The organism is Delftia deserti, from assembly GCF_042653485.1.
In the GTDB taxonomy this organism is placed as follows: domain Bacteria; phylum Pseudomonadota; class Gammaproteobacteria; order Burkholderiales; family Burkholderiaceae_C; genus Comamonas; species Comamonas acidovorans.
Genome location: NZ_JBHSIH010000001.1, coordinates 7,000,365 through 7,024,672, shown reverse-complemented (window position 1 = coordinate 7,024,672; position 24,308 = coordinate 7,000,365). Strand labels below are relative to the sequence as shown.

The window sequence follows — 24,308 nt, the reverse complement described above, 5'->3', positions numbered from 1 at the left end:
CCCATCAGCCCAGCAGACGCTGGGCCAGCCACAGCATCAGCGGCACGGTAAGCAAGGCCAGCGCCGTGGACACCGCAATGCTGGCGGACACCTCCTCCTGCATCACGCCATAGCGCTGCGTGAACAGGAACACGTTGGCCCCCACGGGCAGCGCGGCCGCCGTGAACATCACGGCCACCGGCAGGCCGCGCAGACCGAAGGCCCAGGCCAGCGCAAGCAGCAGCAGCGGATGCACCAGGTTCTTGACCAGCGCGATGCCCACGGCCTCGCGCAGGTTCTGGCCCACCTTGGTATAGGCCAGGGTGACACCCACCAGCAGCAGCGCCATGGGGCCCAGTGCCTGGCCAAGAACCTGCAGGGAGCGATCCACCACGCCAGGAAGAGCCAGTCCGGTCTGTGCGAACAGCAGGCCGGCGAGTATGGGCAGCGGTACAGGATGGACGATGCCGTTGCGCACGGCCTGCAGCACCGTGCGCCACATGGGACGCGGCGCGCTCTGGCCCGACCGCTGGTGTTCGCGGGCCTCGGCCAGCTCGAACACGATGGTGGCCGCCGTGAGCAGAATCAGCGCGTGCAGCGAAACGAGGGTGAACAGCGTCACCAGCCCGCCCTCCCCGTAGACCAGCCCCACCAGCGGCACGCCGATCATGACGGTGTTGCTGAACATATTGGCCAGCCCCCGCGCGGCCGAACGCGTGCAAAAGCCCCCCAGGAACATGGACACCCCGAAGATCAGCGCAGTCGCCAGGAAATACAGCGCCACGGGCTGAAAGTCCAGCTCCTGCACCCGCACCGCGCCCATGGTGCGAAACAGCAGCGCCGGCGTGAGCACCAGGAAAACGAGGTTGGACAAATCCTTGATGGCGGCGGCCCGCACCCAGCCCAGGCGGGCGGCAAGAAAGCCTGCGCCAATGCAAAGAATGACGGGGATGAGGGAGGCAAAGACGGGAGAGTTCACTAGCGGGATCGGGAAGCTGCGCCTGCGCAGGCTTGCGGCGCGCGCAGATTATGCGCCGCAGGCCCTACCCTGCCACATTCAGGCTTCTTCCAGGGCCTCGAAGGCCTGGGCCAGATGGTCGATCAGCAGCCGCACGGCGGGCAATTGCCCGCGCCGGGATGCGTACACCACATGGATCAGCTCGCGGCGCGGCCCCCATCCCGGCAGGACGTTGAGGAGCTCGCCGCGCGAGAACTCGCCATCCACGAACATGCGCGGCAGCTGCACCACGCCCACGCCGGCCAGCGCCGCATCGCGCAGGGTCAGCATGGCGCGTGTGACCAGGCGCGGGTGATGGCGGATCTCGGCAAGTGCACCGTCCGGGCCGTTGAGCACCCATCGGTGCTCGTCCTGCGGCTGGCCCAGGTCCATGCTGGGCAGGCGCTCCAGGTCGGCGGGGCCCGTGGGGTGGCCATGTGCCTGCAGCAACGCGGGGCTGGCAACCAGGCACTGTGCCCTTTCGGCCAGCACACGCAGCCTGAGTTCGCTGTCCTGCAGCGGCGGCGGCCGCACGCGCACGGCCAGGTCCATTCCTTCCGCCACCACGTCGACCCGGCGATTGGTCTCCTCCAGATGCAGTTCCACGCCCGGATGCTGCGCCATGAAATCGGCCAGCATGGGACCGATGCGCGTGGCCAGCAGCGCCACGGGACAGCTCATGCGCACGATGCCGCGGGGCTCGGCATGGATGAGGGCGATGGACTCCTCGGCCGCCTCGGCCTCCGTGAGCATGGCGCGGCAATGGGCGTAGTAGCTGCGCCCGGCCTCGGTCACGGCAAAGCTGCGCGTGGAACGCATCAGCAGTTGCGCGCCCAGCCGCTCCTCCAGCAAGGCTACGCGACGGCTGAGCTTGGATTTGGGAGCTCCCAGGGCCCGGCCCGCCGCAGCGAAGCCGCCGTGCTCGACCACTTTGGCGAAGTAATAGAGGTCGTTGAGATCAGGCATGACCATTGTTCTTAATTCAGGACGATGAAGGCAGATTTTGCCATCTACCGCATTCATCGTTCAAATTTTAAGATTCTCCCATGTGCAAGAAGTGGCTGGCGCAAACGCTGCGGCAGCCACGATTCCCAAGGAGAAGCAAATGCTCAAGAAGATGCTCGGCGTCTACAGCGCACCCCGTGCCCATTGGGTGGGTGACGGCTTTCCCGTGCGCTCGCTGTTCAGCTACGGCAACCATGGTGCGGCTCTGAGCCCCTTTCTGCTGCTGGACCACGCGGGCCCCGCCAGCTTCGAGCCCGCTGCCCAGCCTCGCGGCGTGGGCGTGCATCCGCACCGCGGCTTCGAGACCGTGACCATCGTCTATGAGGGCGAAGTCGAGCACCGGGACTCGACCGGCGCTGGCGGCCTGATCGGCCCTGGCGACGTGCAGTGGATGACGGCCGGCTCGGGCATCCTGCATGAGGAATTCCATTCCCATGCCTTCACCGAACGTGGCGGGCGGCTGGAGATGGTTCAGCTGTGGGTGAACCTGCCCGCCAGGGACAAGTCGGCTGCACCCGGCTACCAGACCCTGCTGGATGGACAGATCCCGTCCGTGGAACTGCCCGGCGGCTCAGGCCGGGTAAGGGTGATTGCCGGAGCCTTCGCGAACAGCCAGGGGCCGGCGCGCACCTTCACGCCCATCAATGTCTGGGACCTGCGCCTGACAGCCGGCAGCACCACCGAGCTGCGCGCCAAGGCCGGGCACACGCTGGCCCTGGTCGTGCTGCGCGGCACGGTGCTGGTCAACGACGCAGAGGTCGTTCGCGAGGGCCAGCTTGTGCACTTCGATCGCGAGGCTGACCTGGTGCGGCTGGAGGCCAACAACGACGCCACCGTGCTGTGGCTGGAGGGCGAGCCCATTGCAGAGCCCGTGGTGGGCCATGGGCCGTTCGTGATGAACAGCGAGGCCGAGATCCGCGAGGCCATTGCCGACTTCAACGCTGGTCGCTTCGGCCATATGGCGGCCTGAGCCCGGTCTGCCGCAAGGCTTTTCGCCCCTGCCCACAAGGCAGGGGCATCCCCTTCCCACCTCGACACCCCCTTTCCTTTCCCTTCACTTTTTCAGAGGAGCCCACCATGTCCCACAACCCGCTTGCCCATTTCGGAGACTCCCGTCCGGTCATCGACCCGGAGGACGCCGCCATGCTGCTGATCGATCATCAAAGCGGTCTCTTCCAGACCGTCAACGATATGCCCATGACACGGCTGCGCGCCCACGCTGCCGCCCTGGCGAAGATGGCCACACTGACCGGCATGCCAGTCATCACCACGGCATCCGTGCCACAGGGACCCAACGGCCCGTTGATTCCCGAGATCCATGCCAACGCTCCGCATGCCCGGTATGTGGCGCGCAAAGGCGAAATCAACGCCTGGGACAACCCCGACTTCGTTGAGGCCGTCAGGGCGACCGGCCGCCGCACTTTGATCATTGCCGGCACGATCACCAGTGTCTGCATGGCCTTTCCATCCATCAGCGCAGTGCACGAGGGCTACAAGGTGTTTGCAGTGATCGACGCCTCAGGTACCTACTCGAAGATGGCCCAGGAAATCACGCTGGCCCGCGTGGTGCAGGCTGGCGTGGTGCCCATGGACACGGCCGCCGTGGCCTCGGAACTGCAGCGCACATGGAATCGCGAAGACGCTGCGCAATGGGCTGAGGTCTATACCCAGATCTTCCCCGAGTACCAATTGCTGATCGAAAGCTACGGCAAGGCACAGAGCGTGGCGCTCCATGGCGAAGCCCTGGACTCGCAGCGCGCCTGAGTACGGCGGTTGAAGAATGCGCCGATAGCGCCAGCCTGATCGGCGCAGACCGCATAGCCAGGCATGGATGCCGGTGGAGAACCGGCCAGGAACGCGGGCGAGCCCTGTTCCTGGCCTGCACAGAAGCTGTGCGAATGGAGCATGCCGTTGACCCCCTCTTCTGGCGACTTGTCGCCACTGATGTTTCATCAGTCGCCGGCAAGATTGCTTATCGATTTCATGTAAGTTACATTGAATACCTGAATTGCCCTTCCATTTCGTTCGCAAAGCCTATGACGTCGTTGAACTCCCCAGCACCTGCCAGCAGCAAGCCGCCTTCCACTATCCCCGACGGGCTGGCCCTGTTCCGGCATTGGCTGGAAACCGAGGGCGCCAAGGGCTGGGATGCCCTGGACACGGCACCCGACAGCGGCTACGAAAAGGTATGGCGTGCCTGGCTGCGCAGCCTGGGCGATGCCGGCATCTCAGCCGAAGGAGGTCCCCCCTCGCCTGCCCCGCCGAAAGGGAAAGCCAAGGCGAAGGCCCGCGCCTGGCAACAGGCCACCGCCGTTGATGTCCAGAATTTCCTGCGCCCGCGCGAAGGCCAGTTGTCGGGCCACCAGCCCGGCCGCCGCATCAGCGAGGTCACGCGCAGGCGCTACTGGCGATTGCTGGAACGCATCTACGACCATGCGCTGGACCACGGCTGGATCAGCGCCAATCCCGCCGCAGGGCTGGCGCCGCAGGAACGCCCGCCTGCCGAAGACGGCCAGGGCCATTGCCTTCCCGCGCCGCTGTGGAATGCCCTGCCCCGCCACATTCCGATGGCCGACGGCTTTCAGTCGGCACGCGACCGCGCCATCTTGCTGCTGCTGTACGAACTGGCGCTGGCGCCCGAGGAGGTGCGCGGCCTGTGCTGGCGCGACGTGCTATCCACCGGACCAGGCGATGGCCTCCCCTGTCAATTGCATATCGATGGCGCGCGCGCCGCACAGCAGCGCACGCTGGAGCTGTCCGAAACGGTGGTGAAGGCGCTGCAGGACTGGAAGGGATTCAGCGCCGGCCAGCGCGGTCCGGAGGCCGTCCAACCCGGTGCCACGGTCTTTTACTCACGCGAGGGGCAGCCGCTGTCAGTGCGCGTGCTATTCCATGTGGCGTCGCAACTGATACAGCGCGCCCATGCCGCGCTGCCTGCCTCGGCGCAGCAGGCGCCGCTGCACCGCGTCGGGCCGCAGGTGCTGCGCAACACGGCCATCGTGCAGTGGCTGCGCGCGGGCCGTGCCGAGACCGAAGTCGTGCAGTGGATTGGCGTTGACAGCGCGCGCGCCCTGCGCCATCTGCAGCATTACCTGTAGCAGACGGCGCTGGAGCGCGGCGGGCAGTTCGCCCTGGAGTGCGTTCTTAGAACGACACCTTCACGCCCACCGTGATGTTGCGCCCCATCAGCGGCGCAGCGTTCTTGATGAACGATGTGTGGGCGAAGGCCAGGCGGTTGGTCAGGTTGTTGCCCTTGATGAAGAACTGCCAGGGCATGCCACCCGAGGTGCGCAGCGTGTAGCTGGCAGAGACGTTGAGCATGCCGTAGCCGTCCGTCTCGGTCTCATAGGCGGTGACGCGGTTCTGGCGCAGCACCTGCACCCATTCGGCCTGGGCATCCCAGCCCTTGTAGAAGGTATCCACGCGCAGGCCCACGCGTGCAGCGGGGATGCGCGGCAACGCGGAGCCGTCTTCCAGCCGCGCACGCACCGCGTCGCCGAACAGGGTCACGCCCCACTGGCGCGACAGCTTCTGGCGCACCTGGCCCTCCACGCCGGTGAAGCGCGCATCGGCCTGGGTGTACTGCAGCAGTTGCAGGCCATCGTGCTCGTCCAGCGTGGCGCCGTAGATATAGCCCTTGACGCGATGGTGGAAGGCATTGACGCTGAACGTGGTGTCGCCTGCCGTCTTGCGCAGGCCGATGTCCAGCGCCTGCGAGCGTTCGCGCTTGAGGTCGGCATTGCCGCGTTCGTAGGTGGAAGTCGCCATGTGCAGGCCGTTGGCGTACAGCTCCTCGGCCGTGGGCAGGCGGCTGCCCTGCGTCAGCGAAGCCGAGAGGCTGTAGCCCGGGGTGAACTTCCACACCGAGCCCAGCGAGAACGATGTGCCGCTGTGGCTGCGCGAGATGCCGCTTTGCTGGGCGTCCACGGTCTGGCGCTCGTGGCGCAGCGCAGCCTGCCAGCGCCAGTCCTGCCAGCGGTATTCCTCCAGCAGGTAGATGCTGTTGCGGCGGGTTTCGGTGGGTTGCACATAGGCCTCCTCCCCCTCGGCGCTGAACTTGCGCTGCACGGTCTGCAGGCCGACGACGCCGCGCCAGCCGGCGATGGGCTCCAGCTCTGCCTCCACGCGCAGGTCATGGGCGCGGTTCTTGAACGTGGTCGAGACCTGGCCACCTTCGATCTCGTCATGGCGATAGTCGGTCCAGCCACCGCGCACGCGCAGCGCCGCGATGCCAGCCGTCGGATTGCGCCATTCGCCGCGCAGATCCCAGCGCTCGCTGTTGAGATCGACCACCGGCACGCTGCCATGGTCGTGATCGTGTTCGTCGCCGCCATGGTCATGTCCGTCCTCGTCGCCGTGGTCATGGCCGCCGCAGTGCAGATGGTCGCCATGGGTGTGGCAGCCCTCGAAGCTGTGGTTGTGGCCCGGCAGGCCATAGCGCGCGGTCTGGCGGGTGTACGCCAGGCCCAGGTAGCCTTGCGTGCCGATCCAGGACAGGCCCAGGCTGCCCGTGTCCGTGCGGTTGAAGCTGCCGCCCACGCGCCCCTGGGACTGGCCGTTGGGCGCCCAGCCGCTGCCCACGCGGTAGTCGCCGGCATCGCGCGCCATGCCCTCGGCATGGATGGCCAGCTGGCCGGCGCCGCCCGTCAGCGAGAACGCGCCCGCCGTCTCGCCCGCGCCGGTGCTGCCGCGCAGCTGGGCCGAGCCCGTGATGCCGTTCTTGGGAATGGACGTGGGAATCTTGTCGTCCAGGATGTTGACCACGCCGCCCATGGCACCGCCGCCGCCGTAGATCAGCGCCGAGGGGCCGCGCAGCACTTCGATCTGCGTGGCCAGCATGGGCTCGCTGGCCACGGCATGGTCGGGGCTGATGGTGGAGGCGTCATGCAGCTCGGAGCCATCGCTGAGGATCTGCACGCGCGGGCCGTCCATGCCGCGGATGATGGGGCGGCTTGCGCCCGCACCGAAATGGCTGGCGTGGATGCCGGGCTCGCCGTCCAGCGTCTCGCCCAGCGTGGCCGCCTGGCGCAGCGTGAGCACGTCGCCTTCCAGCACCGTGGCCGGCGTGGACATGTCGGCCGAGGTCAGGCCCAGGCCGCTGGCCTTGACTGTCACCTCGTTGAGCACGGGGGCATCACTGCGCGGTGCGCCCGCCTCGGCGGTAGCTGCGGCCGCGGGTCCGGCTGCGGGGATGGGGTCGGCAGGCTCTGCCGCCATGGCCAGGCCGCCCGTCGCCGGGCCCAGCACGCCTGCCAGCAGCAGTTGCTGCAGCAGCGGGCGCAGTTTCGTCCTCTCCCCCTGCGCTTTGGCGTCCTGGTGGTATTGCTTTGTTGTCACTCTCATCACTGGTCTTCCCGGCAGCGGCCGGCCACGGCCCTGCGGGGCGTGGAAATCCGGGCGCTGCAAAAAATGGCGTCGGAAGCGGACGGCCACGGCACGCCCTGCAGGCGCGTGCGGCCATCCGATCGGATATGCATTCAAGGAACTGCCGGACCTGGGCGCGGCGCCTTGTTGCGATCAATGTAGCAAGGCGCGGCCAAACGGCTCTTGAGGACAGGCGCATGCAGCGCCAGCCCCGGAGATTCAAGCCGCCAAGTAGACAGTGATGGGATGCGGGGGACCCCGCGCATCGAAGAAGGCCGCCAGCATGCGGCCATCGCGCACGACGACCGGCTGGACGGGTTCGGCCTGCTCGCCCCAGAAAGGCGGCAAAACCACGGCGGATGGCGGCCCTGCCATACCTTCGTGCAACTGGTCCAGCAGTTGGCAGTCCGCCGGGCCGTGGCCCGAGAACAGCGCATGGACCCAATCGACGGGTGCATTGCAGGAAGAGGCAACCACCTCCACCGGGCCATGGAGCGTGGCTGCGGCCAGGCCGCCCGCGTGCACCACGCGGTGCATCTGGCCCAGCAACGGCGCCAGGGCAACGGACCAGACCAGCAGCCAGGCCACCAGCCACGCCCGATCCGGCACGGCGCCACGCAACGCAAGCCTTGAGGCCTGCGCTGGCAAGTGACGTTCCGGGGGTTGCAAGGGCATGGAGGGATCAGGGGCTGGATGGGCAGCGCAGAGTGTATGCGCCAATTTGCGGGGCAGGCTTCACCATCGCGTCACAAAGACTGGCGATTGCTCACGGCGCCACACGGCGGGCAGGTCCCCCACTCAATGCGCATGGCGCATGCCGCAGAACTTGCCCAGCGCCAGGCCCTTGCAATCGGCCTGCAGTTGCTTTTGGCATTGTTCATGGTCGCGGCCGGCGGCCAGGCACTGCGCGGCGGCTTCGTGGGCCTTGGCCATGGCGCGATGGCGTTCCATGTCGGCCCGGGCATGGGCATCGAGCGGCGCCGAGGCGCCCTGTGCCTTGGCGTCCGCAGGGGTCTTGGCGTGGTCATGGTCGTGATCGTGCGCCTGGGCAGCAGCGGCCAGAAAGACGGCGGCCAAGATCAGGGAAACGGAACGGAAGGGGGCGAAGGTCATGCGAGATCCTGAAGGGGCTATGCAAGAGAAAAAGGGGAAAACGGCCACCTCACGCGGACGCAGCCTTCCGGGAGTGCCCGGTGCCGCTGCAGTCCTGGCACAGCCCCGTCACCGACACATCGATGGCCTGGCCCTGCAGGCCGCTGGCCGCCAGGGCCTGCTGCAATTGCAGCAAGGCGGCCTGCAGTTGCACGCCGCCCCCGCCTGCCTCCCCTCCCAGACGAAAGGCGCTGTGGCAATCCGCGCACTCGAAGTGCGCAGCGGCGTCGCCTTCGCAGGCCGCGCCCTGCAGGGGCCTGCCGTACCGGGCCACGCGTGCCGCATCCACGCTGCGGCGCAACACGCCAGCTGCGGCCAGCCGGTCCAGCAGCCGGTAGACGGTGACACGGTTGACCTGCACTCCCTGGGCATGCAGGACGGCTTCCACGTCCGCCTCGCTCAGCAGCGCATCGGTGCGCAGCTCCCACAGCGCCAGCACGGCCCGCGTGGCGCGGGTCGAGCGCATGCCGGCAGGCAAAGGCAAGGGGGCGGGAGTCGACGAGGACATGGGCAATGCAAACGGGCTGAACGCAACAAGACGGCGTTATCGCAACCGGGTTGCATTATGCCCGCAAATCACAACCGCTTACACAACCCACCTGGCCTCATTGCTTGACCCAGCGCGCAAACGCACCCCGGAATTTCTGCACCTTGGGCCCCACCACAAAGGCGCAGTAGCCCTGGTTGGGATGGTTGAGGAAGTAGTCCTGGTGATAGTCCTCTGCCGGCCAGTAGCTGGCCAGGGGCTGCACCTCGGTGACGATGGGCGCGTCGTAGGCACCGGCCTGAGTGAGTTCGGAGATCAGCGTGCGCGCCACTTCGGCCTGTTGCTCATTCGTGGTGTAGATGCCGCTGCGGTACTGCGTGCCCACATCATTGCCCTGGCGGTTGAGCGTGGTCGGGTCGTGCGTGCCGAAGAACACGGTCAGCAGGTCGCGCAGCGGGATCACGGCAGGGTCGAACTGCACGCGGACGACCTCCGAATGGCCCGTCTGGCCGGTGCAGATGTCTTCGTAGCTGGGGTCGTCCAGATCGCCATTGGCGTAGCCGCTTTGCACGTCGCTCACGCCGCGCACACGGTCGAAAACGGCCTCGGTGCACCAGAAGCAGCCGCCGCCCAACACTATTGTTTCAAACCTCTTATCCTGTTGATTTTGTTCAGTTTTTTCCATGAAGCATGCTTCCTAAGTTTTGATAAAACGGCCGAAATCAGGTAAGTTCTTGGCAGAAATTTGCCAAAGAACACCTGCCGCAAAGGGTCCCTGCCAATGTCTGCCCTGCCTCTGGCGTCACACAGGTCCGATGGAAAAACAAGACCAAGGAGAAGCAGGTCAAGTTTAGGGTACGTGTCAACAAGAAGGTGAACGGGGAACCTGGAGTTGACCCGGTCCGGTGGGCGGTTTCTGGTTTGATTCTCAAACCATCTGGGGTGCTTCGTCAGCGTACGATGTACGATGGGTCGTGCTTGCAGGCATTGAATCGTGTCTGCTGGCTCCTTTCAAAGCCCTGGTCACGATGGTGGATGACATCTTGCGGCTTGCGCTGGGTCAGCGCCATATTGAGCGCCGATAGCACCAAGTCGGTCGTCATGCTCTCGCCCATAGACCAACCCACCACACGCCGGCTCCACACGTCGATGACCACGGCCAAGTACAGGAACCCCGCCCAGGCGGACACGTAGGTCATGTCGGCCACCCAGAGTTGATTGGGGTCGCTGGCCTTGAACTGGCGCTTGGCCAGGTCGTTGGCGGGTGAGACGCGTTTGTCTTGGCGCGTGGCAAGACGGCGCAGCCGTACCAACTCCTCGCGCTCGACGCAGCTCAAGCCGTCCTTGCCGGGCAGCGGCTTGCCACTATCAATGGCGGCTTGACCGACCCCGTTGGTGATGGACTGCGCCGGATACGGCGGCCTGACTTTGGACCTTTGCGGCTCCTTGAACACAAAAAATGATGTGTCCACGCAACCGGGTCAACTCAAACTCCATCTCATCTTCTCCCTCTTTGCTATATGCGCAGTATTAATATACCAGAATATATTAATAAATCAATATTGGCCTTGATTTATCTTTTGCCATATTAATTATATTCATATGGCAAATAATGAGAAAAGTATGACCAATGAGCAAACAAAGAAAATTAAAAATGGAACCTCTTAAATACTGCAAAGAACCAAAATTTCAAATAAAAGCTAAATTTTTATATTTTTCTACACCAACCATCTGAACAAAAATCTTTTTTAAATTTCTGAAAAATTTCATTTTTACTTAAATAAAACAATCATCAAAAGTATTTCTTTAAAGAAAAATAAACAATGGATTTTTTAATTGAACACATATTTGACTTATTAGATTCCCACAAAACAGCAGCCCATAATATAACAAAAAAAAGAAAGCCCCATCGCTGAGGCTTTCTTGTTTGTCAACCAAGGATATTAAATATGTCCCTCTCTTTTTCCAACATGACGAACAATCAAAAGAATTACTCCAACGATAAAAACCACTCCTCCGAGACTTTTATCAAGACCTCCGAGCAAGAGAGAAGCAAGAGCCAGCAGTGTTACCCGCCAGAAAAATATCATGCAAAAAAGAACAATGACAACAAAGATAAAGGATTTCATCTCGAAAATATTTCCCAAATAAGAGAAAATCTCCATAGGAGCTTTTCATTACCAAAAATGAGGAACACCCTTTGGTATTTCTTTTGTTGATTTAGGAATTTTGAATCGATTGATAATTGCGTCTTTAATATCTCCACCAATACTCAGCTCTTCCAGATTGAGAACGGGAGGCAAAAGTGAAGATTGAATATTAATAATTGGCTGCTTGGTCTTCGGGTTATCCAAAGAGAACGAATCAACTGCAATCACTGAATGCAATTGCCTGCCATCGTCCATGGCATAGGTTTGCAGTACATACCCATAGACTGTCAAGAGGAGTTCGGCAGAACGACTGCCCCGCTCCTTCAATTTAGTCAATTCCCCTTCAATTTGCCTTGCTTCAGCTTCCGATTTTGGCTTGTATTCCATTTTATATGGAAGACTACCCAGCAAGATATTGCTGTAATAAGTCTGAGGAGGAAAGGATTTATCTTTAATCTTAACTTCAATACCAGCAACACTCGGCGAGTTGAACTTGAAGTTGTTTTTTTCGTGGTCGTACTGGGTTACAGCAACCTTCTGAAAGGTGGTGATTTTGATATTGCCAAGCTTTTGGGCGTTATTCTTATATGCTTCCAGTTGTGGCTTGAGAGATTTCAGAATATCTTGTTTCTTGAAGCTATCGTCTTCGTTGCGATAGTTCTCGGACAATGTATGTGCAAGCATGCTGTCTGAACCTTTATAACCTTGACACCAATAAAGATAGGTGTATTTCATAAAGGTTGCATCACCAATTTGAAATTGGTCGTTGAAATCCAATGAGGTAGGGTAGGTCAGACTCTCTGAGTTCCTGCGAGCCAATCCAAAGACCTTTTCTTTTTGGTCAGTGGGATTCTGCATAGAAATAACTTTTTGACTTCCTTTGTCGCAAGCAATCAAAGGAAAGGGCAGAGCCAAGGTCAAAGTCAGCAAAATTCCAATTTGCCTCATAATTTTTCCGTCAGTTTACCGTAGCACCATGCCACAGAGGTAAAGGAATTTTTAAACGGATAGAGGTACTGTGCTACTGTCAGAACTGACAGGTCAAGGACAAATCAGACCTTGGCTGATAGCTCTAGCCACAGCTTGATGACGGCTTGATACACCAAGCTTTTGCATTGCATTGCCAATATGAAAATTGGCTGTTCTTTCGGAGATATTAAGAATCTTTGCCATTTCCCAAGAAGTTTTTCCCATGGCAGACCATTGCAAACAATCTTTTTCACGGATAGTCAGCACAACAATTGGCTTCTTATTTTTTGACGACGGTAAATTATCCAAGGCTTCATGCAAATGCAAAGCCAATAGCAATGCTTGGCCCGCCATATGGACTTCATGCCGCCCGGCCATCTCAATAGATGTTTCAGGTGGTCTATCTGATGTAATACTTAAAAGAGCACCACCAAACCCTCGTTTACCCCCAACGGTTACGGTTACCCCACTTGCTAGACCATGCTGACGAGCCTCATCCATCACAGGGTCTATTGAGGTAGAGAGTTTATTCCACATCACAGGCAACGGACTACTAACTGCACGAGCAATTACAGGGTCACGAGGCATATGGTTAACTTTTTGATAGTGCAACATCCAATCCGCAGGATACGTAGTAATAATTCCTTTATCTGCCAAATCTTCAATTGGAACTATTGGTCTCTCATCAGCATAAAAGACATTTTCATTTGTTGGCGGAGTCAAATTCGAATAGAAGAAATTACTAAATCCAAGTTTTTCAACTTGAGAATTGAAGACACAAGACAGCTCTTCGCAAGAGTCTTGCTTTAATAATTCTTCAAAGAAATGTAACTGATGGAACATTCGTGAGAGCTATTCTTCAACCATTGATTGAACTGAATCAAGCCAAAATATAAAAATAAAGCTCCGAATAGGAGCTTTAATAAAATACTTTTTTGGCTTATTGGTTTTCTTCAATCTTGTAGCCGTTTTCATAAAGCCACTGCTTCAACTCTGGGTTTCCGGCTTCGGGCTTAGTCTTTTGCAATTCTTTCAGGATAGCCTGAAGCCACAGAGGCAACCGACCTTTACTGCCATGCCATGTCTCTGAATGGTTATTTTTATTGCGATAAATGGGGACAAGGGTAGTATTTGATTTACCTTTATTGCTTGACTTTTCAGGCATTGCAACAACAGGGGCTTTAAACCCAAGGTCTTCAAAAGAAAGCTTGTACTGTGCAATTTTTGCTTTGATTTCTTCAACAACAGTCGCTTTTTAAGCTTGAATAATTTCTTGTTCTTTAGCTTGCAGTTCTGCAATCTTCTTTTGAAGTTCCGCAAGTGTCAGTTCTTCTGCCATCTCTTAAACCCCTTTGAAAAACTTTAATCCTCAATGATAGTGAGCTTTCTATTATTCTAAAAGCTTTTAACACTGCATAGCCCAGAGGCCTCCCGACGGAAGGTCAGTCATTCGGACAGGCCCGAACAAACGGCCATCAAAAGTAATAGCAAAGCAAAAATATCAAGATTTTTAAGTATGCTAGAGATTTGTGAACACAATAGAAATTTCACAAATTCCCACTTTTAAATTTCACACATCATTGATTTTATTGAGTTTTTTTACTCAGAAACAGAATTTGTGCACCAGAAACAGCCGCCGCACAGATAAATGGTTTCAGTCGCCATATGCGTCTTTTCTATGAGGATGCCAAAAAAATAGCTGCACGCCATCCATGCAGGCCGTTGCACCTACAGGTTAGCCCATGCACAAGCCAGGTGACGACGAACGGTTCTGCGGTTACGATAACTAACCCATCAGTCATTAATTTTCCGTGACCGACACCCCCGCCTCTTCACCCGCCCCCGCCGAGCCTTCAGGAAAGCGCAGCCGACGCAAGCAGGAGCGTCCCGGCGAGTTGCTGGAAGCGGCGCTCGACCTCTTCGTGGAAAAGGGCTATGCCGCCACCCGCGTCGAAGAAGTCGCCGCCCGCGCCGGGGTGTCCAAGGGCACGTTGTTCCTCTATTTCGCGAGCAAGCAGGAGCTTTTCAAGGCCGTGGTGCGCCACAGCATCGCGGGCCGCTTCGGCGAGTGGAGCGAAGAACTCGACAACTACTGCGCACCTTCAACCGATCTGCTGCGCTACTGCTTCAAGTCCTGGTGGGAACGCATCGGCAGCACCAAGGCGTCGGGCATCACCAAGCTCATGCTCAGCGAGGCGGGCAATTTTCCCGAGCTGTCGCAGTTCTACCACCAGGAAGTGGTTCTTCCAGGCCATGAGCTGATCCGACGCATCCTGCAGCGCGGCGTCGAGCGCGGCGAGTTCCGGCCCATGGATCTGGACCTGTCCGTGCACTGCGTGGTCGCCCCGATGATGTTTCTGATGATCTGGAAGCATTCGCTGGGCGGCTGCCTGCCCCATGGCGACTTCGATCCCGAGCGGTTTCTGGAATCCCAGATCGACTACCTGCTGCATGGCATGTGCCTGCCCCTTGCAGCCACCACACCACCCTCCTCCCCGCCCACACCATGAAGCGTCGCACCGGCTGGCTGATCGGCCTGGCCTTATTGATCGCCATCGGCGCCAGCGTATGGCGCGCCGCATCCACCCGGCACAGCAAGCAAAGCGCCATCGCCGCAGCCACCCAGCCGCGCGAGATGCCGGTGCGCGTGGGTCCGCAGGAAGTGGTGCAGCTGCAGCCACGCCAGCTGCAGTTGACCGTGCCCGTCAGCGGCGTGGTCCAGGCCGTGCGCAGCGCCGTGGTCAAGGCCTATGTGGCCGGCGAGCTGCGCGGCCTGCAGGTGCGTGAGGGTGACAGCGTGCGCAAGGGCCAGGAGCTGGCCCGCGTGGACGCCACCGAGGTCGAGGCCCGCTGGCGCCAGACCCGCCAGCAGGCCGATGCGGCCCAGGCGCAGCTGCAGCTGGCCCAGCGCCAGCACGACAACAACCAGGCCCTGGTCACGCAAGGCTTCATTTCGACCACCGCGCTGGCCACCTCCCAATCCAACCTGGATGCCGCACGCGCCAACCTGGCTGCCGCCCAGGCCGCCGCCGATGTGGCCCGCAAGAGCGTGACCGACAGCGTGCTGCGCAGCCCCATGGACGGCCAGGTTTCACAGCGCCTGGTGCAGGACGGCGAACGCGTGGGCGTGGAAACGCGGGTGCTGGAGATCGTCGATCCGTCCGACCTCGAGGTCGTGGCGCAGTTGGCGCCCGCCGATTCGGTGCGCGTGCAGGTCGGCCAGCAGGCCCAGTTGCAGGTCCAGGGTGCGGGCGACGATGTGGCCGCCGTGCCCGCGCGCGTGGTGCGCATCAACCCCAGCGCCCAGGCAGGTTCGCGCAGCGTGGCCGTCTATCTGCGTGTGCAGGCTGCACCGGTCAACGCAGGCGCCGCCGGCAGATCCATCCCCATTGTGCGCCCGGGCCTGTACCTGCAGGGCAGCATTGTCACGGGGCAGACCGAACAGCTGGCCGTGCCCTTGACCGCCGTTCGCACCGACCAGCCCCAGCCCTATGTGCAGTTGCTGCAGCCTGCGGGCGAGTCCGAAGCGGACAAGACCCTGCTGCGCGTGCAGCACCGCCCTGTCACGCTGGGCAGCCAGAGCGCGCAGGATGGCGCCACCTGGATCGCCGTGTCCAGCGGCCTGCAGGCCGGTGACCGGGTGCTGGCCGGCAGTGTGGGCGGCCTGCGCGCAGGCACGGCGGTGCAGATGCAGCAAATGCAGCAGGCCCCGCAGCCCCCGGCTGCGCCAGCCCCCGGAGCCCGCTGACCATGTGGTTCACGCGCGTCAGCCTGGCCAACCCTGTGTTCGCCACCATGCTCATGCTGGCCCTCATGGTGCTGGGCGTGTTTTCCTACCAGCGGCTCAAGGTGGACCAGTTCCCGAATGTGGACTTCCCCGTGGTCGTGGTCACGGTGGACTATCCGGGCGCCTCACCCGAGATCGTGGAGTCCGAGGTCACCAAGAAGATCGAGGAAGGCGTCAACTCCATTGCCGGCATCAACGCGCTGACCTCGCGCAGCTATGAGAGCACCAGCGTCGTCATCATCGAATTCCAATTGCATGTCGATGGCCGCCGCGCTGCCGAAGATGTGCGCGAGAAGGTGGCCTCGGTGCGCCCCACCCTGCGCGACGAGGTCAAGGAGCCGCGCGTGCTGCGCTTCGATCCGGCCAGCTCGCCCATCTGGTCCGTGGCCGTGCTGCCCCAGGCCGATGCCGGCGCCAGGGCGCCCGATGCCGTCGCGCTGACCAGCTGGGCCGATCAGGTCCTCAAGAAGCGGCTGGAGAACGTGCGCGGCGTGGGCGCCGTCAACCTGGTGGGCGCCACGCCGCGCGAGATCAATATCTACCTGCAGCCCGAGGCGCTGGAAGCCTATGCCATCACGCCCGACCAGATCGTGAACGCCGTGCGCAGCGAGAACCAGGACCTGCCGCTGGGCGCCATCCGCTCGCGCGAGCAGGAGCGCGTGGTGCAGATCGACGCACGCATGAAGCGCCCGCAGGACTTCGAGCGCATCATCGTCGCCCAGCGCGGCGGCGCGCCCGTGCGGCTGGGGCAGCTGGCGCGCGTGCAGGACGGCGCGGGCGAACTGGAAACCGTGGCCCTGTACAACAGCAGCCGCACCCTGCTGCTGTCCGTGCAGAAGGCCCAGGACGAGAACACCATCGAAGTCGTGGACGGCCTGAACGCCACGCTGCGCGAGATCGCCGCCGAAGTGCCGGCCGGCGTGCGGCTGGAGCCCATTGCCGACAGCGCCCGCCCCATCCGCGTGGCCGTCAACAACGTGCGCCAGACGCTGATCGAGGGCGCGGCACTGACGGTGCTCATCGTCTTCCTGTTCCTGAACTCCTGGCGCTCCACGGTGATCACGGGGCTGACGCTGCCGATTGCGCTGATCGGCACCTTTTTGTTCATGTACTGGTTCGGCTTCTCGATCAACATGATCACGCTGATGGCGCTGTCGCTGTGCGTAGGCCTGCTGATCGACGATGCCATCGTGGTGCGCGAGAACATCGTGCGCCATGTGCAGATGGGCAAGGACGCGCATGCGGCCGCGCTGGACGGCACGCAGGAGATCGGCCTGGCCGTGCTGGCCACCACGCTGTCCATCGTGGCGGTGTTCCTGCCCATCGGCTTCATGGGCGGCATCATCGGCAAGTTCTTCCACGAATTCGGCATCACCATCGTGGCGGCCGTGATGATCTCCATGTTCGTGAGCTTCACGCTGGACCCCATGCTCTCCAGCGTCTGGCATGACCCGACCATCCACGCCCATGGCGACAAGCGCGGCCGCAGCCTCTACGACCGCACGCTGGGCCGGGTCACGGCCTGGTTCGAGCGCGCTACCGACTCGCTGTCCCACTTCTACCAGGACGTGCTGGGCTGGGCGCTGCGCCACAAGATCACCACCCTGGCGGCGGCACTGGCCATCTTCGTGGCCAGCATCTTCCTGGTGCCGCTGCTGGGCACGGAATTCGTGCCCAAGGCCGATTTCTCGGAAACCACGGTGAGCTTCAACACGCCCGTGGGCTCGTCCATCGAGGCCACGGAGGCCAAGGCCCGCCAGGTCGATGCCATCATCCGCGCCCTGCCCGAGGTCCGCTACACGCTGGCCACCATCAACACCGGCACGGCCCAGGGCAAGATATACGCCAGCATCTACATCCGCTTGCTGGACCGCCATTTGCGCCAGCGCAGCGGCGATGAACTGTCGGGCGTGCTGCGCGAGCAGCTGCAAAGCGTACCCGGCATCACGGTCACGCATGTGGGCCAGCGCGAGCCCGTGGGCGGGCAAAAGCAGGTCGAATTCTCGCTGCAGGGCCCGGACCTGGGCGAGCTGGAGCGCCTGAACCGCGTGGTGATGGAACGCCTGCGCGGCATTCCCGGCCTGGTGGACCTGGACAGCAGCCTCAAGCCCGACAAGCCCGTGATCGATATCACGGTGCGGCGCGATGCGGCCGCCGACCTGGGCCTGTCGGTAGGCTCCATGGCAGCGGCGCTGCGCACCTGGGTGGCCGGCCAGACCGTGGGCAACTGGCGCGCCAGCGACGACCAGACCTATGACGTCAAGGTGCGCCTGGCGCCCGAATCGCGCAGCACGCCCCAGGACCTGGAGCGCCTGCCCTTCGCCCTGCCCTCCACCTCGGGCGACGGCGGCATGCGCATCGTGCGGCTGAACCAGGTGGCCACCGTCACGCCAGGCACCGGCCCCAGCCAGATCAACCGCCGCGACATGACGCGCGAGGTCGCCTTCAGCGGCAACGTCTACCTGCGCTCCAGCGGCGAGGTCTCGGCCGACATCCGCAATGCCCTGGCCGACATCGCCCTGCCGCCCGGCTACCGCACGCAGTTCAGCGGCGCCACCAAGAGCATGAACGAATCGTTCGGCTATGCGGTGTCCGCCCTGGCGCTGGCCATCATCTTCATCTACATGATCCTGGCCAGCCAGTTCAAGAGCTTCCTGCAGCCGCTGGCGCTGATGACTTCGCTGCCGCTGACGCTGATCGGCGTGGTGCTGGCGCTGATGATGTTCGGCTCGGCCCTGTCCATGTTCTCCATCATCGGCGTGGTCATGCTCATGGGACTGGTCACCAAGAACGCCATCTTGCTGGTGGACTTCGCCATCCGCGCGCGCGGGCCGCACAGCGACCCGGACACCGGACAGATCCGCGACGGCCTGCCGCGCGAGCAGGCCCTGCTGCTGGCGGCACGCGTGCGGCTGCGCCCCATTCTGATGACCACGCTGGCCATGATCTTCGGCATGGTGCCGCTGGCCTTCGCACTCAGCGAAGGTTCCGAGCAGCGCGCGCCCATGGGCCAGTCGGTGATCGGCGGCGTGGTCACCTCGTCGCTGCTGACCCTGGTGGTCGTGCCCGTGGTCTATTGCTACCTTGACGACTTCTCCCAGTGGCTGCGGCGCCTGTGGAACGGCGACCGGCACGACGCGGCACCCGGCCAGGGCGCCGCCAGCGCCCCCACCCCGCCGCGAGACTCGTAGAATCAAAGGTTTGTCCTGACAAGTCTTTCTCCGGAGATACCCCATGAGCCTGCCCCTGAACAGCCTGCCCGAACACCACAGCGCCCAAGCGCACGCGCGCTACAACATGATCGAGCAACAGATCCGCCCCTGGAACGTGCTTGATGAAGAAGTGCTGGCACTGCTGGGCAAGGTGCACCGCGAGAATTTCGTGCCGCCCGAGCACGCCGGCCTGGCCTTCATGGACCTGGAAATCCCCCTGGTTGCCTCGGCCGAGGAAGCCGCCGCCAAGGGCTGGTGCATGCTGGCCCCGCGCATCGAGTCCCGCATGCTGCAGGACCTGAAGATCAAGCCCACCGACCGCGTGCTGGAAATCGGCGCCGGCTCGGGCTACATGGCCGCCCTGCTGGCCGCCCAGGCCAAGGAAGTCGTGACACTGGAGATCGTGCCCGAGCTGGCCGAGATGGCCCGCGAGAACCTGCTGGGCGCCGGCATCACCAATGCCGAGGTCAAGCTGGCCGATGGCGCCACGGCAGCGGCCGCTCTGGGCCAGTTCGACGCCATCGTGCTCAGCGGCTCGGTCGCCCAGGTGCCGCAGGCCCTGCTGGCCCAGCTCAACGACGGCGGCCGCCTGGCAGCCATCGTCGGCCAGCTTCCCATGATGCGTTTCACGCTGGTGCAAAAGAACGGCCACCAGTTCGAGACCAGCCAGCCCTGGGACGTGGTGACCGCACGCCTGGCCAACTTCGAAGAGCCTTCGCGCTTCACGTTCTGAAATCCGCCATGGCGGCCGGAGTCCAGAGGATTCCGGCCGCTGCGGCAACTCCATTCCATTCCGCAAGGATCTTTCCGATGCTTCCCCAAGTGCCTCCCGCGCAACTCAACGATTGGCTGAACCAGCACTCCAGCGGCTCCGATGCCCTGCCCCTGGTGCTGGACGTGCGCGAGCCCTGGGAAGTGGCCCAGGCCAGCGTACGCCCCGAGGGCTTCGAGCTGCGCTGCATCCCCATGGGCGAGATTCCCTCGCGCCTGCAGGAACTCGATCCGGATCACCCCACAGCCTGCCTGTGCCATCACGGCGCACGCAGCATGCATGTCGCTGCCTTCCTGATGAACAACGGCTTCGAGACCGTGGCCAATATCAGCGGAGGCATCGATGCCTGGTCGCGCGAGCGCGACCCAGGCGTGCCGCGCTACTGAGCGGCAACACGCAAAAGAAACCCGGGACACGGCTGTACACCAGCCGTCCCCGGTGCTTCGTGACGACTGTGTTTTGATTCGAGGACCTCTATGCCCCTGCTTCGGCCCCTTGCCCCTGTCGCTTCCGCCCTGACCCGCCCATACGCCTGGCCCCTGCGCCACATGGCCTTGCTGCTGTGCGCGGCCGGCATGGGCTCGGCCCTGGCACAGGCTCCTGCCCCAGCCGTCCTTGCGCCCGCCCCTGCGGCCCCGCAGTCTGCCCTGCCCTCTCTGACAGCCTCTGCGGCCGCGGGCCAGAACCTGTCCGAACTGGTGGCCAAGGCGCGCGGCTACGACGCCCAGTGGCAGGCCCAGCAGGCCGACGCCCAGGCCGCCGCCAGCCGTGCCGAGCAGGCACGCTCGGGCCTGTTGCCCAGCGTGGGGCTGCAGGCCGGCGCCAACACCTCGCATGTGGAAGTCAGCGTGCTGCCGGGGAGCTTTCGCTCGCCCCAGCAGAACCTGCAGCTCAGCGCCCAGCAGCCGCTGTACCGCCCGGCCAACAAGATCGCCTACGACCAGGGCCAGCGCGGCGTGGACGTGGCGCGCGCCCAGTTGGACAGCGGCGAGCAGAACCTGCTGGTGCGGGTGGCCCAGGCCTACTTCGACGTGCTGGGCTCCCAGGACAGCCTGGCCGTGGTCAGAACCCAGAAGGCAGCCATTGCACAGCAGCTGGAATTCGCCAAGCGCAACTTCGAGGTCGGCACGGCCACCATCACCGACTCGCGCGAAGCACAGGCCCGGTTCGACCTGGCCGGCGCGCAGGAAATCGCCGCCGAGAACGATCTGCGCGTCAAGCGCCTGGTGCTGGACCAGATCGTCGGCGCCGTGGGCACCGTGCCTCGCCCGCTGGCCCAGCCGCTGCAGTTGCCGGCCCTGATGCCCGCCGACGCCCAGGCCTGGGTGGACACCGCACTGCAAGGCCAGCCCCAGCTGCGCCAGGCCCGCCTGGCGCTGGACATCGCCCAGCTGGAAACGAAGAAAGCCGAGGCCGGCCACAAGCCCACCGTGGACCTGCAGGCCGGCTACGTGGTCAACCGCTATCCCAACGGCTCGGTCACGCCGCAAATCGGCACCAGCTACCGCACCAATGCCGCCAGCGTGGGCGTGGTCATGAACCTGCCCCTGTTCGCCGGCTTTGCCGTGCAAAACCGCATCAAGGAAACCCTGGCGCTGGAAGACAAGGCGCGCGCACAGCTCGACGACGCCCAGCGCAACGTGGAGCAAAGCACGCGCACGGCCTTCTTCGGCGTGCAGTCGGGCCAGGCACAGGTCAAGGCGCTGGAGGCCGCGCTGGCGTCCAGCCAAAGCGCGCTGGACGCCAACAAGCTCGGCTACGAGGTCGGCGTGCGCATCAACATCGACGTGCTCAACGCACAGAGCCAGCTCTACCAGACCCAGCGCGACCTGGCCCTGGCGCGCTACCAGGTGCTGCTGGGCCAGCTCAAGCTGCGCCAGGCCGCCGGCACGCTCAGCGACGACGACCTGCGCGCCATCGATGCGCTGTCGCTCCGCGCGCCAGCCCCTTGAATCCCTGAAGCGCCCGCACGGCCGGCAGTGCCCCTGGCTGATGCCCGGCCGCCGTGGGCCGCGCGCCTGGCGCTGCAGCCCTGTGCTCTGGCAAAGCCGAGGCACGCAAACCTGCCACGACCAGAATCCAGGCAGCCAGCGCGCACAGCGCCGCCAGACGGCTCAGCAAGGAACAGCGGGAGGGTCTTGGCATGCGCGCCTTGCCTTCGTGGGGGTTGTCGAGCGGGCCACTGTGGCAAACCAGCCTGAAGACCTGCCCCGGCTTTCCTGAAGGAATGCTGAAGCGCATCGCCCGCGCCTTGACCGATACTCGCGGCAGCCCTCCCGCAGGCGCCGGTCCGCGGCATGGGAGCGGCACAGGAAACACACGATGAGACTGCTGCTGGTGGAGGACGATCTGGATCTGGGCAATGGCGTGCGCATCGCATTGGGCGATCACGCCATGGATGTGGTCTGGGTGCGCCGCCTGTCCGATGCGCTGCGCACGCTGGAGCAGCAAAGCTTCGAGATGGTGCTGCTGGACCTGGGCCTGCCCGATGGCGACGGCATCAGCCTGCTGACGCGCCTGCGCCGCGAATGGCGCCGCCTGCCCGTGCTGATCCTGAGCGCACGCGACAGCCTACACGACCGGCTGCACGGCCTGGACAGCGGCGCCGATGACTATCTGGTCAAGCCCTTTGCCCTGGCCGAACTGGTGTCACGCGTGCGCGCCCTGGCACGCCGCAGCTATGGGCAGGGCGACGGCACGCTGCATCTGCGCGGCCTGTCGCTGCACGAGCCCACGCGCCGTGTCAGCGTTGCAGGCCAGAACGTCGAGCTGTCGCGCTGCGAATTCGACCTGCTGGCCCTGCTGCTGCGGCGCATGGACCGCGTGGTCACGCGCAGCGGCATCGAGGAGGAAGTCATCCCGGGCGGCAGCGCCAACGGCAGCAATGCCCTGGAAGTCCATGTCTCCAACCTGCGCCGCAAGATCGGGCCGGGCTTCATACGCACGGTACGCGGCATTGGCTATGTCATCGACTCGCAGCCGATGGCTCCCCCCTCCTGCCCATGACATCGCACACCCTGCCGGGGCACCAGGCCAGCCCGAGATGGCGCCGCTGGCTGCGGCCCACACTGGGCCGGCGGTTGCTGCTGGCCCAGATGGGCGTGCTCACCGCGATCTGGACCGCGTTGCTGGTGGCAGCCATCTACATGGCCCACTTCCACAATGAATTGCTGGTCAGCAAGCCGGTCTACGAACTCGTCATGGCAGTGGCCGAGGACCTGGCCGACCTTCCGGACCGCCAGCAGCACAGCCTGGCCGCGCTGGACACGGCCCTGCGCCATGAGTACGGCGACGGAGACGACGACATCCGCTTCACGCCCACGCTGCTGGTCTGGCAGCGCGGCCAGCTCCTGTACCGCTCGCCCACGCCGGCACCCACCCTGCGCAACCGCGTGCTGGACACGGTCGAGGACATAGATTTCGAAGGGCAGACCTGGCGCATGAGCACGCTGCGCTCGGCCTCGGGCCAGACCGAAGTCACGCTGATGCTGCCGTCCTTCAAGGAACTGCTGATCACCCTCAACACCCGCAGCTATTACCTGCTGCCGCTGCTGATCAGCCTGCCCTTCCTGGCCTTTCCTGCCTGGTGGTCGGTACGCGCGGCGCTGCGCCCGCTGCGCCGCGTGGGCGACGAGCTGGCCACACGCGGCCCCGACGACCTCAGCGCGCTCACCTATGCGCCGCCGCACGCCGAGCTGCGGCCGCTGGTGCAGGACATCAACGCCCTGCTGGCCCGCGTGCGCTCCAGCAGCGAACGGGAACGCAACCTGATTGCCGATGCGGCCCATGAACTGCGCACGCCGCTGGCAGCCATGCACGTCAACGTGGAAGCCATGCTGCGCCATGGCGGCGAACCGCACCAGCAGGAACTCATGGACAGCCTGCTGCGCAGCAACCAGCGCGCCAGCCGCATGGTGGCCCAGTTGCTGCAGCTCATGCGCAGCGAGACCGAAGCGCCCGGCATGGCCATGCAGCCGCTGCGCCTGGACCTGCTGCTGGAAGACCGGCTCGCTGCACTCGACGCCCTGGCCTGCCGCCGCCCGGTGGAACTGGCCCTGGAAGCCAGCGAGCCACTGAGCGTGATGGGCGAACGCGAAGGCTTGGTCTCGCTGATCGACAACCTGGTGGACAACGCCATCAAATACAGCCCCGCGCACGCCACCGTGAGCGTGCGGCTACAGCGCCAGGGCGACAACGCGGTACTTCAGGTGCGCGACCGGGGCCCGGGCATCGCCGAGGCCTGGCGCCAGCGCGTCTTCGACCGCTTCTTCCGCGTACCCGACCAGAGCCAGAGCGGCAGCGGCCTGGGCCTGGCCATTGCCAGGACCGTGACCGAGCGGCACGGCGGCAGCATCAAGCTGCACAACGCTGAGGATGGAGGGCTGCTGGCAAGCGTCAACCTGCCCGTGCTGCAGGAAGGATAGGGCCCTTGAT

At 63.2% G+C, this 24,308-nt stretch carries 21 protein-coding genes and 1 pseudogene; 11 read left to right on the top strand and 11 right to left on the bottom strand.

Annotated elements, in window-relative coordinates:
* Positions 1-4: 4 nt before the first annotated feature.
* Both ACFPFG_RS32965 and ACFPFG_RS32960 read right to left on the bottom strand, forming a co-directional pair.
* Positions 5-958, bottom strand: coding sequence for an AEC family transporter (locus ACFPFG_RS32965; protein WP_183022025.1), 954 nt, complete (start codon positions 956-958; stop codon positions 5-7).
* A 78-nt stretch (positions 959-1,036) separates the two neighbouring features.
* Positions 1,037-1,942: a LysR family transcriptional regulator gene (locus ACFPFG_RS32960; protein WP_183022024.1), complete on the bottom strand. Its 906-nt coding sequence runs from the start codon at positions 1,940-1,942 to the stop codon at positions 1,037-1,039.
* Between the two features lie 139 nt (positions 1,943-2,081).
* On the opposite strand from ACFPFG_RS32960, the gene ACFPFG_RS32955 reads away from it, so the two are divergent.
* From ACFPFG_RS32955 to ACFPFG_RS32945, 3 genes are all read left to right on the top strand, one after another.
* Positions 2,082-2,951 (top strand): pirin family protein, encoded by an 870-nt coding sequence (locus ACFPFG_RS32955; RefSeq protein WP_183022023.1) that lies wholly within the window; start codon positions 2,082-2,084, stop codon positions 2,949-2,951.
* A gap of 107 nt (positions 2,952-3,058) precedes the next feature.
* A complete protein-coding gene (locus ACFPFG_RS32950) occupies positions 3,059-3,745 on the top strand; it encodes an isochorismatase family protein (protein ID WP_183022022.1) in 687 nt (228 codons plus the stop codon).
* Positions 3,746-4,017: 272 nt separating this feature from the next.
* Complete coding sequence (locus ACFPFG_RS32945) at positions 4,018-5,079, top strand: tyrosine-type recombinase/integrase (protein WP_197956139.1); 1,062 nt, start codon at positions 4,018-4,020, stop codon at positions 5,077-5,079.
* A gap of 46 nt (positions 5,080-5,125) precedes the next feature.
* Here ACFPFG_RS32945 and ACFPFG_RS32940 read toward each other — a convergent pair whose 3' ends face one another.
* The 9 genes and pseudogenes from ACFPFG_RS32940 to ACFPFG_RS32900 form a co-directional block, all read right to left on the bottom strand.
* Positions 5,126-7,324 carry a TonB-dependent receptor domain-containing protein gene (locus ACFPFG_RS32940; RefSeq protein ID WP_197956138.1) on the bottom strand — a complete coding sequence of 733 codons (2,199 nt, stop codon included), beginning with the start codon at positions 7,322-7,324 and terminating at the stop codon, positions 5,126-5,128.
* A gap of 240 nt (positions 7,325-7,564) precedes the next feature.
* Positions 7,565-8,020 (bottom strand): hypothetical protein, encoded by a 456-nt coding sequence (locus ACFPFG_RS32935; protein WP_197956137.1) that lies wholly within the window; start codon positions 8,018-8,020, stop codon positions 7,565-7,567.
* 123 nt (positions 8,021-8,143) lie between these two features.
* Positions 8,144-8,458, bottom strand: coding sequence for a hypothetical protein (locus ACFPFG_RS32930; RefSeq protein WP_183022018.1), 315 nt, complete (start codon positions 8,456-8,458; stop codon positions 8,144-8,146).
* A 49-nt stretch (positions 8,459-8,507) separates the two neighbouring features.
* Complete coding sequence (locus ACFPFG_RS32925) at positions 8,508-8,963, bottom strand: Fur family transcriptional regulator (protein WP_197957399.1); 456 nt, start codon at positions 8,961-8,963, stop codon at positions 8,508-8,510.
* A gap of 139 nt (positions 8,964-9,102) precedes the next feature.
* Entirely contained in the window at positions 9,103-9,669 is a 567-nt protein-coding gene (gene msrA / locus ACFPFG_RS32920; protein WP_197956136.1) for a peptide-methionine (S)-S-oxide reductase MsrA, read from the bottom strand.
* A 331-nt stretch (positions 9,670-10,000) separates the two neighbouring features.
* A pseudogene (locus tag ACFPFG_RS32915) lies at positions 10,001-10,273 on the bottom strand (DDE-type integrase/transposase/recombinase); the annotation flags it as partial.
* 654 nt (positions 10,274-10,927) lie between these two features.
* Positions 10,928-11,149 carry a hypothetical protein gene (locus ACFPFG_RS32910; RefSeq protein WP_374617712.1) on the bottom strand — a complete coding sequence of 74 codons (222 nt, stop codon included), beginning with the start codon at positions 11,147-11,149 and terminating at the stop codon, positions 10,928-10,930.
* A 12-nt stretch (positions 11,150-11,161) separates the two neighbouring features.
* The gene (locus tag ACFPFG_RS32905) at positions 11,162-12,082 is read right to left on the bottom strand and encodes a hypothetical protein (protein ID WP_380110068.1); all 921 of its coding nucleotides are present in this window, start codon (positions 12,080-12,082) and stop codon (positions 11,162-11,164) included.
* Between the two features lie 93 nt (positions 12,083-12,175).
* A complete protein-coding gene (locus ACFPFG_RS32900; RefSeq protein WP_380110067.1) occupies positions 12,176-12,946 on the bottom strand; it encodes a helix-turn-helix transcriptional regulator in 771 nt (256 codons plus the stop codon).
* 968 nt (positions 12,947-13,914) lie between these two features.
* Here ACFPFG_RS32900 and ACFPFG_RS32895 point away from each other — a divergent pair.
* The 8 genes from ACFPFG_RS32895 (at position 13,915) to ACFPFG_RS32860 (ending at position 24,298) form a co-directional block, all read left to right on the top strand.
* Positions 13,915-14,613 carry a TetR/AcrR family transcriptional regulator gene (locus tag ACFPFG_RS32895; protein ID WP_183022012.1) on the top strand — a complete coding sequence of 233 codons (699 nt, stop codon included), beginning with the start codon at positions 13,915-13,917 and terminating at the stop codon, positions 14,611-14,613.
* The gene (locus tag ACFPFG_RS32890) at positions 14,610-15,851 is read left to right on the top strand and encodes an efflux RND transporter periplasmic adaptor subunit (protein WP_380110065.1); all 1,242 of its coding nucleotides are present in this window, start codon (positions 14,610-14,612) and stop codon (positions 15,849-15,851) included. Before ACFPFG_RS32895 ends, ACFPFG_RS32890 begins: the two co-directional genes overlap by 4 nt.
* Positions 15,852-15,853: 2 nt before the next feature.
* Complete coding sequence (locus tag ACFPFG_RS32885) at positions 15,854-19,081, top strand: efflux RND transporter permease subunit (RefSeq protein ID WP_380110063.1); 3,228 nt, start codon at positions 15,854-15,856, stop codon at positions 19,079-19,081.
* A 43-nt stretch (positions 19,082-19,124) separates the two neighbouring features.
* Positions 19,125-19,835 carry a protein-L-isoaspartate O-methyltransferase family protein gene (locus tag ACFPFG_RS32880; RefSeq protein WP_197956129.1) on the top strand — a complete coding sequence of 237 codons (711 nt, stop codon included), beginning with the start codon at positions 19,125-19,127 and terminating at the stop codon, positions 19,833-19,835.
* Positions 19,836-19,912: 77 nt separating this feature from the next.
* Entirely contained in the window at positions 19,913-20,260 is a 348-nt protein-coding gene (locus ACFPFG_RS32875) for a rhodanese-like domain-containing protein (RefSeq protein WP_012205782.1), read from the top strand.
* 90 nt (positions 20,261-20,350) lie between these two features.
* Positions 20,351-21,826: a TolC family outer membrane protein gene (locus ACFPFG_RS32870; protein WP_183022007.1), complete on the top strand. Its 1,476-nt coding sequence runs from the start codon at positions 20,351-20,353 to the stop codon at positions 21,824-21,826.
* 370 nt (positions 21,827-22,196) lie between these two features.
* Positions 22,197-22,880 (top strand): response regulator, encoded by a 684-nt coding sequence (locus ACFPFG_RS32865; RefSeq protein WP_183022006.1) that lies wholly within the window; start codon positions 22,197-22,199, stop codon positions 22,878-22,880.
* Positions 22,877-24,298 carry a sensor histidine kinase gene (locus tag ACFPFG_RS32860; protein ID WP_197956127.1) on the top strand — a complete coding sequence of 474 codons (1,422 nt, stop codon included), beginning with the start codon at positions 22,877-22,879 and terminating at the stop codon, positions 24,296-24,298. The genes ACFPFG_RS32865 and ACFPFG_RS32860 overlap by 4 nt, the downstream gene beginning before the upstream one ends.
* The last annotated feature ends 10 nt before the right edge of the window (positions 24,299-24,308 follow it).

Coding starts and splice junctions, on each gene's coding strand:
- ACFPFG_RS32885 (WP_380110063.1), top strand. CDS start 15,854: ATGTGGTTCACGCGCGTCAGCCTGGCCAACCCTGTGTTCGCCACCATG.
- ACFPFG_RS32950 (WP_183022022.1), top strand. CDS start 3,059: ATGTCCCACAACCCGCTTGCCCATTTCGGAGACTCCCGTCCGGTCATC.
- ACFPFG_RS32865 (WP_183022006.1), top strand. CDS start 22,197: ATGAGACTGCTGCTGGTGGAGGACGATCTGGATCTGGGCAATGGCGTG.
- ACFPFG_RS32955 (WP_183022023.1), top strand. CDS start 2,082: ATGCTCAAGAAGATGCTCGGCGTCTACAGCGCACCCCGTGCCCATTGG.
- ACFPFG_RS32880 (WP_197956129.1), top strand. CDS start 19,125: ATGAGCCTGCCCCTGAACAGCCTGCCCGAACACCACAGCGCCCAAGCG.
- ACFPFG_RS32875 (WP_012205782.1), top strand. CDS start 19,913: ATGCTTCCCCAAGTGCCTCCCGCGCAACTCAACGATTGGCTGAACCAG.
- ACFPFG_RS32960 (WP_183022024.1), bottom strand. CDS start 1,942: ATGCCTGATCTCAACGACCTCTATTACTTCGCCAAAGTGGTCGAGCAC.
- ACFPFG_RS32870 (WP_183022007.1), top strand. CDS start 20,351: ATGCCCCTGCTTCGGCCCCTTGCCCCTGTCGCTTCCGCCCTGACCCGC.
- ACFPFG_RS32945 (WP_197956139.1), top strand. CDS start 4,018: ATGACGTCGTTGAACTCCCCAGCACCTGCCAGCAGCAAGCCGCCTTCC.
- msrA (WP_197956136.1), bottom strand. CDS start 9,669: ATGGAAAAAACTGAACAAAATCAACAGGATAAGAGGTTTGAAACAATA.
- ACFPFG_RS32940 (WP_197956138.1), bottom strand. CDS start 7,324: ATGAGAGTGACAACAAAGCAATACCACCAGGACGCCAAAGCGCAGGGG.
- ACFPFG_RS32935 (WP_197956137.1), bottom strand. CDS start 8,020: ATGCCCTTGCAACCCCCGGAACGTCACTTGCCAGCGCAGGCCTCAAGG.
- ACFPFG_RS32860 (WP_197956127.1), top strand. CDS start 22,877: ATGACATCGCACACCCTGCCGGGGCACCAGGCCAGCCCGAGATGGCGC.
- ACFPFG_RS32905 (WP_380110068.1), bottom strand. CDS start 12,082: ATGAGGCAAATTGGAATTTTGCTGACTTTGACCTTGGCTCTGCCCTTT.
- ACFPFG_RS32900 (WP_380110067.1), bottom strand. CDS start 12,946: ATGTTCCATCAGTTACATTTCTTTGAAGAATTATTAAAGCAAGACTCT.
- ACFPFG_RS32930 (WP_183022018.1), bottom strand. CDS start 8,458: ATGACCTTCGCCCCCTTCCGTTCCGTTTCCCTGATCTTGGCCGCCGTC.
- ACFPFG_RS32925 (WP_197957399.1), bottom strand. CDS start 8,963: ATGCGCTCGACCCGCGCCACGCGGGCCGTGCTGGCGCTGTGGGAGCTG.
- ACFPFG_RS32910 (WP_374617712.1), bottom strand. CDS start 11,149: ATGGAGATTTTCTCTTATTTGGGAAATATTTTCGAGATGAAATCCTTT.
- ACFPFG_RS32890 (WP_380110065.1), top strand. CDS start 14,610: ATGAAGCGTCGCACCGGCTGGCTGATCGGCCTGGCCTTATTGATCGCC.